Genomic DNA, 16,110 nt, shown 5'->3' on the forward strand with positions numbered 1-16,110 from the left:
GTATTAAATTTCTGCTGGTAAAGGTTCCCAAACTTCCCCATACTTCTCTTTTAAAGTTTCCCAAGCTTCCACTTGTCCTGGTTCATATTCTCCCGGTTTACCCCATTGCAAAAATAAGCTTAAAGCAGGCTCTTGTTTATCATCTAAAAACCGGATGGCATAGGTTGTAAAGTTACCTCTCTTCGCTTCACCTGTTTCAAATTTCACCTGAGTGATTTTATCCATATTCAAGTGAAACTCAAAGCCTTCAGTATGCATATTCGCATATTTACCTTTAGGCAATTCTGCATAAAATAACTTTTCTACTTTGCCTCGTGCTTCTAATACAGCAGCGCTGCTAGTAACAATTAAACGCAAAGTTCCCAAAGTCTCGCAAGCTGCTAAAAATTCTTTTAATGTTGTGGTCATTTGTTATTTGTCCTTTGTCATTTGTCATTTGTGGTTGGTTAAACAATTAGTCCTAACTAATACCTAATGCCCAATGCCCTATGCCCCATTCCCAATTCCTATTTTTCATATTGTTCATAAGCGGCAACAATACGCTGAACTAGAGGATGGCGCACAACATCTCTTTGGGAAAATTCACAAAAGGCAATGCCTTCAACGTGTTTTAAAATTTGTAAAGCCACTACTAAACCCGATTGTTGGTGAAGTGGCAAATCAGTTTGTGTCATGTCGCCTGTAATCACCATCCGCGAACGGAAACCCAAACGAGTCAAAACCATTTTCATCTGAGCGGGTGTAGTATTTTGAGCTTCATCCACAATTATAAAGGCGTTATTGAGAGTGCGTCCCCGCATATAGGCAAGTGGTGCGACTTCAATCACACCGCGTTCCATTAAACTGGGTACTTTTTCTGGGTCGATGAATTCATAAATAGCATCGTAAAGTGGGCGAAGATAGGGATTAACTTTCTGCTGTAAGTCTCCAGGCAAAAAACCGAGTTTTTCGCCGGCTTCAACGGCAGGGCGAGTTAAAATTAGCTTTTCAAACTGGTTAGCAAGGAGTGCTTGCACAGCAACAACAACAGCGAGATAAGTTTTACCAGTACCAGCAGGGCCAATCCCAAATGTGAGATCGCATCTGCGGAGTGCGTCGATATATTGGCGCTGGCGGAAGGTTTTGGCACGAACTTGTTCACCCCGGCGACTTTTGGCGAGGACATCTCGCTGTAAATCTTGCAGTTCCCCTTGGCGATCGCTATCTATGGCTTGATGAGCTGTTAAAATATCGGCACTGGAAATAGTATTGCCTTTAATCCAGAGGTCTTCAAGCGATCGCACTAATCGAGAAGCCAGATCGATTTGCCCTTCAGTACCAGAAATCACTAATTCTTGTCCGCGTAGCACTAAAGCGGCTCCTGTTTGCCGAGATAGAATTTTGAGATTTTCTTCTCCATCTCCGCCAAGAGCGATCGCACTGGTAATATTCGGCAGCTGAATTGTTAAGGCACCTGCCATAGTATTTTTTAATTGGTGAGGATCTGTATTTGACAAAGGTTAATTTTTTCTCGCTAACAGCGAAATTATGCTTTTATTTCCTACATTTTGGAAAATCTTTGCAACAAATTAATCTGCCGTAGGGTTGCCCTCTCCCCTAACCCCTTCTCCCATATTGGCAGAAGAGGAACTAGAGAATTTGCCCCTCTCTCCCAACATGGGAGAGGGGCCGGGGGTGAGGGCAAAACTCATGCACTCAGAAGATTTCATCTGAAGTTGACACCAATACAAAGCTGTACGCTCCTACTGGTGAAGAGTTCAAAAAAAGATTTAAAAATCTTTTTGCTACTTTCCATCTTTATAAAAATTCTGAGCGGAGGTAACAACAACCGCTCAGATTTGCTCTTTAGTTTCAACCTAGCGGAGGCGTGGTTTAACAATGGGTTTAGGCCCATCATTTGCACGCGGTTCTCTCTTAGTCGGCGGTGGCGATCGCTCTTCTGTGTCTTCATCAAAAGACATACCCTCGCGGCCCGGAGTGGTGCTGCCGTAGATATCCAGGTATGTTGATTGCCCAGCTGCGGCGGCGGCTGCGGCAATTACTGTACGAATCGCCTGAATATTGCGTCCCCCTCGACCAAATACTTTTCCTTTATCTGTGCTTTCAAAGGCGATGCGAACCCAAACCCGGTTGAGGGCCTGAGAAATTTCACAATCGACGCTTAATGTCTCTGGAGATTCCAAAAACGGCTGCACCAAAAACCGAACCAGCTCAACATAGTTGGGGCTAGCTGTTGGGAGTTTTGTTCCGAAATTATGATGCGGCTGTTGCACTGACCTGCTCAAAAACATTAGCTTTTACTAGAATGCGACGAACGGTGTCAGTGGGTTGAGCGCCTTGTTGTAGTCGCTTGACGATACCGGGAACGTCTAGTCGCACTTCATCCGTTCTGGGGTTATAAAATCCCAATTCTTCTAAGGGACGGCCATCGCGGCGAGCGAGGTTGTTAATGGCGACAATGCGGTAACTTGCTTCCCGCTTTTTACCGAATCTTTTCAAGCGCAGTTTGATCATGGTTGAAGAATCATTCTCCTGTTGTTAGATATTAGTTAGCAACTAATTAATTGGTGAGGAAGTAACCTAAACCTGGCTGCTGCCGAGAAATTGAGGGTTAGTTTCCTCTGCTGATAAATTCTGAGGTCGAAATGCTAATTTTAGCACTGCCTAGCGTTTGCTGCTATTTGTCATTAGTCTTTTGTCATTAGTCCTTAGTTAATGACTAAAGATTAAAGATTGCCAAAGCCTTTTTTCTTTTTATCTTTGGGTTTTTTCTTTTTCGTGGCTGGGGCACCATCATAACCTCGCCATCCGGGGGCTGGGGGACGATTACCAGCACCGGCGAAGGCGTTGCCCATACCGCCACCGCCGAACATTCCCGGCATTCCAGGGAAGCCACCTTGACCCATTTGCTGCATGAGCGATCGCATTTTTTGGAAATCACCCACCAGTTTGCTGACATCTGACTCTCTATAGCCGGAACCAGAAGCAATCCGCCGCCGCCGACTGGGAGAACTAGCTAATAAATCGGGGTCGTGGCGTTCTTGGCGAGTCATGGAGTTAATCATTGCCTCACAGCGCTTTAACTGGGTTTCTCCTTGCTTGAGTTGATCATCTGAAAGCTTGTTCATCCCTGGAATCATCTTGATCAAGCCTCCCAGAGAACCCATGTTCTTCAGCATCCGCAACTGCTTGAGAAAGTCAGTAAAGTCAAACTTTGCTGACAAAATTTTCTCCTGCATTTTCTCAGCGTCTGCTAAGTCAAACTCTTCCTGGGCTTTTTCTACCAGGGTCAACACATCGCCCATACCGAGAATCCGCGATGCCATGCGATCGGGATAAAACGGTTGCAGTGCCTCGACTTTCTCACCCACGCCCACAAATTTAATCGGCGCTCCCGAAATCTTTCGCACCGAAAGCGCTGCACCACCACGGCTATCACCATCTAATTTTGTAAGAATCGCTCCAGTAATGCCGATCTGTTCGTGGAAGGTGCGGGTAAGATTTGCTGCTTCTTGACCAGTCATCGCATCCACCACCAACAGCGTTTCATCGGGTTGGACGGTTGCTTTGATGCGGGCTAATTCCGCCATCATATCTTCGTCAATTTGCAGGCGACCAGCAGTATCAATAATTACTGTGTTGACACCTTCTGCCCTACCGCGTTCTACACCTTGCCTTGCGATTTCTACAGGATCGGCGTCGTTTCCTAGTTCAAATACTGGTACGTCAATTTGCTTACCCAACGTCACCAACTGGTCGATCGCTGCTGGGCGATATACGTCTGTCGCCACCAACAAGCAGCTACGCTCTAATTTCCGAAGATGTAAGGCTAACTTAGCGGTAGCCGTGGTTTTACCAGTACCTTGCAACCCAGCCATGAGAATAATAGTAGGCTGTTCCTGGGCTTCTGCTATGGGAACATTTTCTTCTCCCATTACCTGCACCAGTTCATCATGAACAATTTTGATGAACTGTTGGTCAGGTCGCACGCCGGTAATCACCTCGGCTCCCTGTGCCTTGGCTTCGACTTCGCTAATAAAATCTTTTACTACCTGGAGATTGACATCTGCTTCCAACAAGGCGCGGCGCACTTCGCGCAATGCATCTTGAATGTTGGATTGAGAAATTTTGTCCTGTCCCCGCAGTTTTTTCCAGGCTGATTCTAAACGGTCAGATAGAGCATCAAACATAATGTAATTACAGGTAGTTCGCCAATGGAGAATTCTAAACCGCCGATGAATGCGATTTGGAATTTCCGCTAAAATTTAAACGTGCTATCTACCAGCTTAGTATTTTTCACCGCGACTGTAGCAATCAGATACGGATTGGCGAAGAAGCAGAGGAGAAGTTGCAGTAAGTTTTTCCCCTCTGCCTCCTGCACTTTGCCCCTCTGTCTCTTTATCAATAATTGTGAGGATAAGGGGCGCAGGTAAAGGTATGGAATTTTCCCTTCCCCCTCTTCATGGCGATCGCGCGTTATTATCTGTAGCGCTTATCCGATGCGATAGATTTAGACTGAGCGAATCGCACCACTTATCTTGACAAGACCCCAACTATACAAAGATAGAACTTTTTCTGGAGAAATATCAATGATCATTTCAATGTATCAAGCTTCAATACCAGTGTTTATTCACACACTGAATAACCTTGTAGGTATTCTTGAAAAAGGTGCTACATACGCAGAAATCAAAAAAATAGATCAGCATGTGTTGCTCAATAGTCGTCTATTCCCAGATATGTTTCCATTGTCAAGACAAGTACAAATTGCCTCTGACATAGCAAAGAGAGGTGCCGCACAATTAGCAGGGGCAGAAGCACCCAAGTTTGAGGACAATGAAACTACATTGCCCGAACTTATTGACCGTGTTCAGAAAACTATCTCTTATTTAGACACATTAAAATCCGAACAAATAGATGGTTCGGAAGATAAAACAATTACCATTACTCAGGGTGACAAGAGCCTATCTTTTGAAGGAATGCCATTTCTCCTATATTTTGTTTTGCCAAACGTTTATTTTCATGTCACAACAACCTATGACATTCTCAGACACTGCGGTGTAGAGCTTGGCAAAAAAGACTTCCTAGGCAAGCCTTAACGCTCCGCAATATAAGAGCGAACTGATTTCCATTCTCCCTATCGGGTGAGCGTATAGCGGCTAAATCTTACGTCGCCCGATAGTTCCTATTATTGTTATCCAACACAGTAGTAGTGGAACGCGAGCTTTACAAGGCAGTAGGGTAGCACAAGCTGTGTTACCCTACGAATTACCTATATTCTACCCTACGAAAGTTTCAGGTTATAAAATCCAGATTACTTAGTAATGATTTAGGTTAATGCCAGCTTCTTTTGCCATTGCTTCTAAACCATTAATTTGTAGAGTTTTAATTGCTTTGGTAGACAGCTTTAATCTCACCCAGCGATTTCCACCTTCCCACCAAACACGTTTGTTTTGCAGATTAGCGTGCTGAAGGCGTTTAGTACGGCGGTGGGAGTGGGAAACAGCAAAAGCGTTATTTGCCTTCTTACCAGTTAGTTCACAGCGACGGGACATAGCAAATATCTCCAGATTGTTATTTTAATACAGCCTTTCCATTTTAGGTCTTAGGCAACAGAAGTGGGGAGATGAGGGGACAGGGGAGCAGGGGAGAAATAACTCCTAACTCCTAACTCCCAACTTCCCACTCAGCACTCAGCACTATTTACTTGCTTGTTCCGTCAGCTTGGTGAGTACCTCATTTGAACGCTCGACGAAGGATTTCATTCCCTCAGCGTCAAATCCTTTCTGAGACATCAACGCTAAATCGTAGACGTGTTGGCAAATCAAGTTGACTAACTGATCTGTAGGCGATTGACCGTCACCTTGAATGATACTACCTTGGTTAATATTTGCCAGATTTTGAATCAGTGGGTGAGCAGTATTCACCAGCAAAATGTGATCTTCAGGAAACTCTGTTGTTTGCTGCTGCATCATAGCGTTCATTTCCCGCAGGCGGCGGAGAATTTCTGGTAAAAGCACGATCGCAGGTGGTGTTCCTTGAGGATCGTCTGATTTCAAAGCTTCGGTACGGATATTGAGTTTGGGTTTGTTGAGGGATTTCTCAAATAACTCTTTGATCGTCTCACTCCGAGTTTTGTTCGTCTTGGGATCGACAATTTCCGTAGCTTTGTCTTGTTCTAGCAGGGTATTATCTAAGTCTGAGTCTACCCGCGTAAACTTGACATCCTGATATTCCCGCTCTAGGAAGTTGATAAAGTGGGTATCGATGAAGGAGTCCATAAACAGGACTTCCAAGCCTTGATTTTTGTGCAGTTCTATGTATGTAGCTTGGGTTGCTCCATCGGTGCTGTAGAAAACCCGATTTTCGTTGCGTTCTTTGTTCCGTTCTAGATACTCTTTGAGCGTAGTATAGGGAGCGCTGGGTGCTGAGTTCTCAGAATTGGGTGAAGGAGTGACATCTTGCCAAGCATCCCCCTCTGAAGACTGGACTTCAACCACTGGCGTTTCAGCAGCAACTTTTTCTGTCAGCTTGGCGGTGGTGCGGAAGACGATGATATCTTCGATTTGTTTTTTGAATTTCTCGTCGTTGAGAGCGCCGAATTTTACAAAAGTGCCGAGGTCTTTCCAGGCGCTAATGTATTGTTCGCGGTTATCGCGGAAAAGTTCTTTGAGGCGATCGCCTACTTTTTTAGCAATGTAATCACCAATTCTCCGCACGGTGCGATCGCCTTGCAAGGCACTGCGCGATACGTTTAGGGGAATATCGGTGCTATCAATCACACCCCGCATCGGCATCAGAAATTGCGGGATAATTTCTTCGCAGTTGTCGCTAACAAAAACTTGATTGCAAAATAGCTTGATCTGCCCTTTCGTAACATCTACATCCGGCCTCATTTTCGGAAAATACAGAATCCCGTTGATGATAAAGGGGTAGTCTGTATTTAGATGTACCCATAACAAAGGTTCTTCCTGAAAAGGATACAGGTAGCGATAAAACTCTAAATAATCTTCTTGAGTAAGATTACTCGGAGACTCTCGCCACGGTGCTTTTTGCTTATTTACTACTTCACCATCAAGTTTAATTGGGACTGGCAAGAAGTCGCAGTAGGTCTTGACAAGATTCTTAATCCGTGCTGATTCGAGAAATTCCTCCTCTTCTCCTTGCAGGCTGAGAGTAATAGTAGTACCGCGAGTTGTTCGGGGCGAGTCCTCTAAGGTGAATGCTGGGGAACCATCACAAGACCAGTGAACCGCCTGCGCCCCTTCTTGATAAGATAAAGTATCAATTTCTACCTTTTGCGCCACCATGAAGGAAGAGTAGAAACCAAGACCAAAGTGACCGATGATCGGTTGATCTGATTTGCCTTCATACTTATGAATAAATTCTTCAGCACTAGAGAAGGCAACCTGATTGATATATTTCTTAACTTCATCTGCACTCATCCCGATACCATTATCGGAGATGGATAGGGTTTTCTTATCTTTGTCAATGGCAAGTTCAATTTCTGGTTCGCCGATGTCTCCAGCATAATCTCCGGCGCGAGATACCATTTTCAGCTTTTGGATGGCGTCTACAGCGTTGGATACCAGTTCCCGCAAGAAGATTTGGTGATCTGAGTAAAGCGACTTCTTAATGATCGGGAAAATATTCTCAGTATGAATACTGATAGTGCCTTGTTCTAGCATAATTGGTAATTTTCGATGTTAGTATCTGAAACGATGATAGTAGGTAATACAACTTAGTACCGCAAGGCGTAATTCGTAATTCGTAATTCGTAATTCGTAATTATGATTGCGTAAGGGTTCTAGACATTTCAAATGGGTGGTTTATTTCCGCCGACCTGTACTAGCTATCTGTTTTCCAGGATAAACCCGGAGAACATAGAAGGGTATGATACCAATTATGATTTTAAAAGCATAACTTAAGCGATGTCTACGACGGGCTATGCCTACGTACCTTTTTTGAGCATTGTTTGCCGCCATTTTCTGATTCGGATTCCCCTACTCCCGACTCCCCACTCTTCCCAGATTGCTGTTTAAGTATTACTAAAATTCTTCTCCAACACCAAAAAATAGTGGTATGGATAACTGGGATCGATAAATTCTTGCTTAACAGTTAACCCAGCTTTGGCAACAGAGTTTAAAATCCGCTTTTTGGGATAACCTTTCAAACCCATTTCCCAGCAATGTTCGTCACAGACTGGTGTTGTACTCCAGAATTTTGGGAGATTGAATAGTAAATACCTTGGTCTACCAGAGAAAGAAGTTTTCACCTGAAATGAGAGGTATTGAGTGCAATAGGGAATCGAAATCACCAAAAATTTCTTAGTTGCAATAGCAAGTTTTCTCAATGCTTCTTCTGACTCAGGGTAGGGGAAATGCTCTAGCACTTGAAACAGGACAATCGCATCAAATTTATCTTTTGGTAATGAAAAATCTGTAGTCAAATCCAAAATTATTTCTGGCTTGAGGCTGGGGTCAACATCAGCAGTAGAGACGTTGTATCCATTATTCTTCAGAATGTCTGTTAACAGAGAATTAAAAATCCCAATTTCCAGAACGTTTTTTACCTGATTACCCAGTGAAAAAATTAGACGCAACTGGTGATGGTAACTGATGAGGCGATTTTTTGATAAATATTCTGAATTTCTAATATCTAACGAGCTGATGAGTTGCATAAATAAGCCTACCTAAACTGAGAGATTAATAAATTTGGTGCGTATACAACTACAGGATTCCCGGAAAAATCATCAAAGTAACATTTGAACCTCACTCCAAACCTCTCTCCTACAAGGAGAGAGGCTTTGAATCTTACTCCCCTTCTCTCTCCTGATAGGAGAGAGAAGGGGAGAGGTAGAAAAGAGGTTAGGGCGTGTTTTCAAACCTTTCTTGAAGCACCTGAGTCTTTGGAGATCCCCCCAACCCCCCTTAAAAAGGGGGGCTTTTAGAGTTTCTTTTCCCCCCTTCTTAAGGGGGGTTAGGGGGGATCTTTGAGGCAAAATATCACTAGCACCAAGCGTATTGGGTTAACGAGTCGGATTTTATGCGCTAAAGTATTTTGCTAATGGGTGGTAAGCAATAATTGCAGTGGTAGACTGTTCTGGATAAAGTTGTTCACTTTCATCCATATACAAGTTAATCCTGTCAGTCTGCAATAACTCTAGTTGCTTGTACTGATCCTGAATATTTGGACAAGCTGGATACCCGAAACTATATCGTGAGCCACGATAGCGTTGTGCTAAGATATCCCGAATATTGTTGGGTTCAGACGCTCGAGTACTCGCTACCGCTTCGCTATCAGCAGTAAAACCTAACTCCCGGCGAATTCTGGCGTGTGTCCATTCAGCTATAGCTTCCGCTATCTGTACCGCCATGCCGTGGAAATACAGATAATCGGTGTATTGATTGGCAGCAAACAGCTTTTGGGCGAACTCTGTGGCAATTTCCCCTACAGTTACCGCCTGCATTGGGAAGACATCAATAATTCCCGACTCCTTCGGTGCAAAGAAATCTGCTATGCACAGCCGCCTTAAAGACTTCTGTCTGGGAAACTCGAAAGTTGCAACCTGTTGTGATTGGTTCTCGGAGTTATATATATGTAGAGAATTCCCCTCGGCTTGACAAGGGAAATACCCGTAAATCACCTGGGGATGCAACAGATTCTCTTCAATAATTCGCTGTTTCCAAGTTTCTAAAACTGGGTAAACTTTCTCAGCTAAGAAAGCCTGATATTCTTCCTTAGATTGTTCTTTTGGTTTGCGGAATTGCCACTGTCCAGCAATTAAAGCTTGTAAATCCAAGTGCCAGAATATTTCCTCAATAGGAATATCACTAGGCTGCAATAACTTTGTTCCCCAGAAAGGTGGTGTAGGACGTTCAATATCTATTGCCACAGCATCAGAACGCCGCGTATCTACTTCTTTTGGTTCAGTAGCTACTGTTTCCTTAGCAGTTGTAGTTACTGATTCTTTGTGACCATTAGTCGAAACTTCAGCCGTTTCAACTTCGTTCAAAAATCCCTGCAAATCTTCCCAGTTACCAGCGGACTTTGCTGGCATTAATTTATCCATGAAATGCAAGTCAGAAAAGGCATCTTTGCCATAAACAACCTTACCTTTGTAAGTTTTTTGGCAATCATCATGCACAAATTTGGGAGTCAGCGCCGCACCACCTAAAATCACGGGGACACTAATTCCCTTTTCGTTGAATACCTCCAAATTTTCTTTCATGAAGGCAGTGGATTTTACCAGCAAACCACTCATGGCAATACAATCAGCTTTGTGTTGTTCGTAAGCGTTGATGATGTTTTCCACCGGCTGCTTAATTCCCAGGTTAATCACCTTGTAGCCGTTGTTGGACAAGATGATATCCACCAAGTTTTTACCAATGTCGTGGACATCGCCTTTAACTGTGGCAATGATAAAGGTTCCCTTGGCATTGTTGCCTGATTCTGATTTTTCCATGAACGGTTCTAGAAACGCCACCGCCGCTTTCATGGTTTCCGCAGATTGCAAGACAAAGGGTAGCTGCATTTGTCCAGAACCGAATAATTCCCCGACAACTTTCATGCCATCTAGCAAGAAGGTGTTGATAATTTCTAAGGGGGGATGTTCTTCTAAGGCTTTTTTGAGATGTTCTTCTAAGCCAATGCGTTCGCCGTCGATGATATGGCGTTTGAGACGTTCGGGGATGGGGAGACTTTCATCTAAAGAGCGATCGCGTTTTGTCGTCACCCCGGCAAACACTGTGGTAAGCTCTCCCAAGGGATCGTAAACACAAACATTACCCTCAAACTTCCGTTCGTCATAAATCAACTGCCGACAAATTTCTTGATGGCGTTCCTCAATCTTGGACAACGGTAAAATCTTGTTTGCACTGACAATGGCTGCATCCATTCCCGCCGTCGTTGCTTCGTGTAAAAACACCGAGTTCAGCACCATCCGCGAGGCTGGATTCAAACCAAAGGAAATATTGGAAACACCCAAAATCACATGACATCCAGGCAATCCTTGACGAATTCGCCCAATGGATTCAATTGTCGCCTTACCGTTTTCTCGGTCTTCTTCAATCCCGGTGGAAATTGGTAACGCCAGGGTATCAAAGAATATTTCTGTGGGAGGTATGCCGTATTCTACAGCTTGACGGTATGCACGTTGTGCGATCGCAAATTTTTTGTCTGCTGTCCGCGCCATGCCATCTTCATCGATAGTACCAATGACTACACCAGCACCGTATTTCTTCGCTAAATCCAATACCTTCAAAAAGCGCGGTTCCCCATCTTCGTAGTTGGTGGAGTTCAGCAAGCACTTACCACCAGCAATCTTTAAACCCGCCTCCATCTTTTCCCATTCGGTGGAGTCAAGCATTAAAGGCAATGTCACATTATTAACGATGCGCGAAACTAATTCGTGCATATCCCGTACACCGTCACGTCCCACATAATCGACGTTGACATCAAGGATATGTGCCCCTTCTTTTACTTGCGCCCTCGCCATTGAAACCAGTCCATCCCAATCTTCGGCATTTAACAAATCGCGGCACTTCTTGGAACCACTGGCGTTAAGACGTTCGCCAACAATCAAGAAGGAATTATCTTGCTCGTAGGGCTGAGTGGTGTAAATTGATGCTGCTGCTGGTTCTAAACTAGGTTGTCTAACTTTTGGCTTCAGGTCTTTAGCGGCTTCTGCCAATTGTTGAATGTGTTCTGGACGCGTCCCACAGCAACCCCCAATCACTTGGACACCCAAATCTTCAACAAAATGCATCAGCGACATCCGTAATTCCAACGGTGTCAGGCGGTAGTGCGCTTGACCGCCGACGTTTTCAGGTAAACCCGCGTTGGGAATACAGGAAACGATGAAAGGCGAATGTTCTGCCAGATACTTGATATGTGGTTTCATCAAGTCTGGGCCAGTGGCACAGTTTAGACCGAGAATATCTATTGGGTAATGTTCCAGAATTGTCAGCACAGCACTGATTTCTGAACCCACCAACATTGTGCCCATGCTTTCCATTGTCACAGAAACCATCAACGGACGGCGATCGCCTTTTTTGGCAAACACTTCTTCAATTCCATTCAGCGCCGCTTTAATTTGCAGCACATCTTGGCAAGTCTCCACCAGAAATAAATCGACACCACCATCCCACAGCGCCTCTGCTTGTTCGGCAAAAGTAGCTTTCATGGTATCAAAGTCAATATGTCCCAAGGTAGGGAGTTTAGTTGTGGGGCCAATGGAACCTGCCACAAATCGGGGTTTTTCTGGCGTGGAAAATTCCGCAGCCACACGCTTGGCTAATTCTGCGGCTGTCTTGCTGAGGTAGTAGGCTTGGTCTGCCAAGTCATATTCTGCCAGCACCAGGGACGTACTGCCAAAGGTATCGGTTTCAATCACATCAGCACCAGCAGCGAGAAAGTCTCGGTGAACCTTAGCGACAGCTTCAGGTTTCGTGTGGACTAAGTATTCGTTACAACCTTCATACTGTGGGCCGCCGAAGTCTTCAGCAGTCAGGTTTTGGGTTTGCAGGTTGGTTCCCATCGCCCCGTCGAAGACGAGGACTGGGCTATCTGGACTACGCAGCCGTTCAAGGAAAGGATGAGTCATATTTTCCGAGAATAAATGAGCAAATCAAGTGAGTCTTGTGATACTCCACTTACTTTATTATTTTCCCAAATTGTGATATTTTGGGCACTATTTAATAAATTCAGTTTTGCTGAAACTCACCATTCGCTCATTTTGACCTGATTTATCAACATTGGCGACGACAGAATTATGCAAAAGCTGTCAAGGAATAATTGACGAGTCCATTCTTTGTAGAGACGGCGATTTATCGCGTCTCTCTAACGTGTCAGTCTTTTAGACGCGATAAATCGCGTCTCTACATGAGGGGTTTCTGGCTTATCCCAAGTTTCACTGAATTATACACATAGTCAGATGAAATATTTTCATCAAGTTTCTTATCTTGGGATCACAGCTTAGAGTTGTTACTCCGTTCAGCTCAAAGATGGAAAAAACACTAGGAGTATAACTTGAGTCTTACTATGGATTTAAATTCTTTGTTCAATCTAAATACATTTATTGAATTATTACTGGGAATTAGTTTGAGTGCGGCGGCTGGCTTTCGAGTATTTGTACCACTGCTAGCATTGAGTGTGGCTTCAGTTTTTGGACATTTTGATTTGCCGACTGACTTTGATTGGCTGGAAACACCTCAAGCTGTAATTGTATTTGCAGTCGCTTGTTCGCTGGAAATTACTGGTTATTACATTCCTTGGTTGGATCATCTGCTGGATATTGTTGCCACACCTGCGGCATTTATCACCGGGACAATCGTAACAGCTTCGGTTGCTCCAGAGATGAATCCACTGGTGCAATGGACGTTAGCTTTAGTTGCTGGTGGTGGAACCGCAGGATTAACTAAGGGATTAATGAATACATTGCGGATAAGTTCTACAGGCGTTTCGGGTGGATTAACTAATCCTATTGTGTCAACCATTGAGTTGGTCATGGCAATCGGACTGTCTTTGCTGGCGCTAGTATTCCCAGTGCTAGCAGGAGTGACTGTGATTGGTTTTCTAATAATAGCTATTCAAAGAATCTGGAATTTCTTCTTGAATAAACCATCTTCTCAAACGAACGAAACCGTCTCTCCATCAAGAGAATTGGGATAAGTGCTTATGGATTGGTTTCAGAACTGCGACGCCGAATAGCCCGTCGTAGACATCGCAATTATAAAGCGATCGTAGTCTTCGGGTGTGTTAGCGCGAAAGCGTAACGCACCCTTTGATATTCGTGAATGAGTATTTGAACTCCATTAATGAGTCTTTTAGCTCCATTAATGAGTCTTTTAGCTCCATTAATGAGTATTTGAACTCCATTAATGAGTATTTGAACTCCATTAATGAGTATTTGAACTCCATTAATGAGTATTTGAACTCCATTAATGAGTCTTTTAGCTCCATTAATGAGTATTTGAACTCCATTAATGAGTATTTGAACTCCATTAATGAGGCTTTTAACTCCGTGAATGAGTGAATGTTACTGCGAGGTTAGCGATGTCTACGACGGGCTATTCGGCGTCGCACCCTGCTAATTTGAACATTAAAGCAGTTTTCATGTAGATAGAACACACGAATCTACCCTTACTCCCCATTTCCTGCGATACACTATTCTGGTAAATATTGCTACATCGTTCGTGAGGTTTGCAGGTGACGAACGAAGAACTGTTGCAAATTATAGAAAAAGCTGCCAGGGAAAAAGCAACACATCTAAACCTCTATAACAATAAACTAAGCAGCCTGCCGCCAGAAATTGGCCAACTCTCTAACTTGAGGGAGCTATACCTCTCTAACAATAAACTAAGCAGCCTGCTGCCAGAAATCTGCCAACTCTCCAACTTGATAACGCTATGCGTGCATTACAATCAACTCAGCAGCCTACCGCCAGAAATTAGCCAACTCTCCAAGTTGGAGGTGCTATTCCTTGCTAACAATAAATTAAGTAGCTTGCCGCCAGAAATCGGTCAACTCTCCAACTTGACATGGTTATCACTCGCTAACAACCCACAATTGACCTCACCGCCGCCTGAGATTGTCAAGCAAGGAGCGCAGGCGATTTTGACCTATCTTCGAGAAAAGTTAGAGGATAGCCAACGGCAATAAACTGTTAGTAGTTAGTGAAAAAGGTGTGGGTAAAACATTTTATAGACATGCAATGCCAAGAGAGCTTTGAATGTGTCTTAGTATCATCTCTAGTTTTCGGGTTGGATATGCAAACATCACGCAGCAGAGTATAAACGCTAACCATTTTAGATTTGAGATTGCGATCTTGAATTGTAGACACACAATTCATCAACTATTACCTGAACCAGTAGCAATGTTTTTGAGAACATTTAAATAGCTCCCTAGACAGAGGAAGCATCTAAAACAATTACTTAGCATTCCAACATATACTAATAGCGTATATTTGACTAGAATTAAGGTATTATAGCGATTATTGTTTAGATACCATAAGCGGTAGAGGTTTACAGAAGTGCGCCTCTACAAAAGACATACCAGTTTAGCTATAAATTAATATCTACCGTTTTACGGGTATTAGAAAAATGAAGTTTACAGACTGGGTGACTAGGGTGCTACTAATCTGGCTGATGTTCGCCACTCTAATTGTAGTGCTGCTAATTGGACGAGCAACAAAATTACACAACAATCCGACAATATCCCGTACACCCAATCCACAGGTTACAGCTTTCAGTCAATATCCCCAGGCGCAATTTCAATTAGCGAAAGAGCCAGAGAAGAAATTTCAAAATGTTATCAAGTCCCCAGTCAAGACTAACAAACCTGTAGCAAGGTATGTAACCACTCAAGCTTTTGCACAGTACAGACCTAATTATCAAGTTGCTTCGGTTGATCCAAGTAACTATGGAGAACGGTACATTCAAGATGTTAACGGCGTAACTCTCCACAATCAACCGATTATCGTCCTCCATGAAACTGGTTATTCTGCTTCCAGCGCCGTTAATTTTTTTCAAGTAGCCCATACTGATGAAAGTGTGCAAGCAAGTTACCACGCTTTAGTTAAGTTAGACGGAACAGTAGTTTATCTAGTACCGCCAGAAAAGCGGGCTTTTGGTGCGGCTAACTCAGTATTTGAGAGTTCCGAGGGAGTGGAAACTGTGCAGACTAATCCGAATTTGCCAGCGTCGGTGAATAATTTTGCTTATCACGTCTCTTTAGAAACACCGCCAGATAGTTATGACGCTAGTAGCCAACAAACCCATAGCGGCTACACGGAAACTCAATATAATTCTCTTGCTTGGTTAATTGCTCAAAGTCAAGTCCCAGACGATCGCATCACTACGCACCATTTAGTAGACCGTTCTGGTAAAAAAGTTGACCCGATAAATTTTGATGGTAATAAATTTCTCAGCTTACTTAATACTTATCGTCAGGTTAGACCAATTTATCGAGTCAGCAAATAATTCAGATGAATAAGAGATCCCCCAACCCCCTTAAAAAGGGGGCTTTTTATATCCCTCCCTTTTTAAGGGGGGTTAGGGGGGATCAAGTTTTCAGGTTTTTGAGTGCGTAAGTCCTATTTAATTTTGAATTGTT

13 protein-coding genes are annotated in these 16,110 nt (G+C 43.6%); 4 read left to right on the forward strand and 9 right to left on the reverse strand.

The genetic code is table 11. From position 1 onward, the window contains the following. Positions 1-3: 3 nt before the first annotated feature. The 5 genes from NLP_RS13170 to ffh all read right to left on the reverse strand — a co-directional run bounded on the left by NLP_RS13170 (position 4) and on the right by ffh (position 4,190). Positions 4-408, reverse strand: a complete 405-nt coding sequence (locus NLP_RS13170) for a ChuX/HutX family heme-like substrate-binding protein (protein ID WP_104906784.1) — start codon at positions 406-408, stop codon at positions 4-6. 98 nt (positions 409-506) lie between these two features. Beyond that, entirely contained in the window at positions 507-1,460 is a 954-nt protein-coding gene (locus tag NLP_RS13175; protein WP_104906785.1) for a PhoH family protein, read from the reverse strand. A 396-nt stretch (positions 1,461-1,856) separates the two neighbouring features. Continuing rightward, positions 1,857-2,291, reverse strand: coding sequence for a KH domain-containing protein (locus NLP_RS13180; protein ID WP_104906786.1), 435 nt, complete (start codon positions 2,289-2,291; stop codon positions 1,857-1,859). Then, positions 2,254-2,514, reverse strand: a complete 261-nt coding sequence (gene rpsP, locus NLP_RS13185; protein WP_012409382.1) for a 30S ribosomal protein S16 — start codon at positions 2,512-2,514, stop codon at positions 2,254-2,256. The genes NLP_RS13180 and rpsP overlap by 38 nt, the downstream gene beginning before the upstream one ends. A 212-nt stretch (positions 2,515-2,726) precedes the next feature. Beyond that, the gene (gene ffh, locus NLP_RS13190; protein WP_104906787.1) at positions 2,727-4,190 is read right to left on the reverse strand and encodes a signal recognition particle protein; all 1,464 of its coding nucleotides are present in this window, start codon (positions 4,188-4,190) and stop codon (positions 2,727-2,729) included. A 399-nt stretch (positions 4,191-4,589) separates the two neighbouring features. On the opposite strand from ffh, the gene NLP_RS13195 reads away from it, so the two are divergent. Continuing rightward, on the forward strand, positions 4,590-5,096 hold the full coding sequence (locus NLP_RS13195; protein WP_104906788.1) for a DUF1993 domain-containing protein: 507 nt from the start codon (positions 4,590-4,592) through the stop codon (positions 5,094-5,096). Between the two features lie 219 nt (positions 5,097-5,315). Here the strand turns inward: NLP_RS13195 and rpmB are convergent, their stop codons facing one another. From rpmB to metH, 4 genes are all read right to left on the reverse strand, one after another. Next, entirely contained in the window at positions 5,316-5,552 is a 237-nt protein-coding gene (gene rpmB / locus NLP_RS13200) for a 50S ribosomal protein L28 (RefSeq protein WP_104906789.1), read from the reverse strand. A gap of 144 nt (positions 5,553-5,696) precedes the next feature. Beyond that, the gene (gene htpG / locus NLP_RS13205; RefSeq protein ID WP_104906790.1) at positions 5,697-7,685 is read right to left on the reverse strand and encodes a molecular chaperone HtpG; all 1,989 of its coding nucleotides are present in this window, start codon (positions 7,683-7,685) and stop codon (positions 5,697-5,699) included. A gap of 350 nt (positions 7,686-8,035) precedes the next feature. Further along, positions 8,036-8,677 carry a class I SAM-dependent methyltransferase gene (locus tag NLP_RS13210; protein WP_104906791.1) on the reverse strand — a complete coding sequence of 214 codons (642 nt, stop codon included), beginning with the start codon at positions 8,675-8,677 and terminating at the stop codon, positions 8,036-8,038. 363 nt (positions 8,678-9,040) lie between these two features. Further along, positions 9,041-12,601: a methionine synthase gene (metH, locus tag NLP_RS13215; RefSeq protein WP_104906792.1), complete on the reverse strand. Its 3,561-nt coding sequence runs from the start codon at positions 12,599-12,601 to the stop codon at positions 9,041-9,043. A 437-nt stretch (positions 12,602-13,038) separates the two neighbouring features. On the opposite strand from metH, the gene NLP_RS13220 reads away from it, so the two are divergent. The 3 genes from NLP_RS13220 to NLP_RS13235 all read left to right on the forward strand — a co-directional run bounded on the left by NLP_RS13220 (position 13,039) and on the right by NLP_RS13235 (position 15,977). Then, positions 13,039-13,668, forward strand: a complete 630-nt coding sequence (locus tag NLP_RS13220) for a DUF4126 domain-containing protein (protein ID WP_104906793.1) — start codon at positions 13,039-13,041, stop codon at positions 13,666-13,668. A 537-nt stretch (positions 13,669-14,205) separates the two neighbouring features. Next, entirely contained in the window at positions 14,206-14,658 is a 453-nt protein-coding gene (locus NLP_RS13230) for a leucine-rich repeat domain-containing protein (protein ID WP_104906795.1), read from the forward strand. Positions 14,659-15,098: 440 nt separating this feature from the next. Beyond that, the gene (locus NLP_RS13235) at positions 15,099-15,977 is read left to right on the forward strand and encodes a peptidoglycan recognition protein family protein (protein ID WP_104906796.1); all 879 of its coding nucleotides are present in this window, start codon (positions 15,099-15,101) and stop codon (positions 15,975-15,977) included. Positions 15,978-16,110 lie beyond the last annotated feature (133 nt).

This window comes from Nostoc sp. 'Lobaria pulmonaria (5183) cyanobiont' (genome assembly GCF_002949795.1).
Taxonomy (GTDB): Bacteria; Cyanobacteriota; Cyanobacteriia; order Cyanobacteriales; family Nostocaceae; genus Nostoc.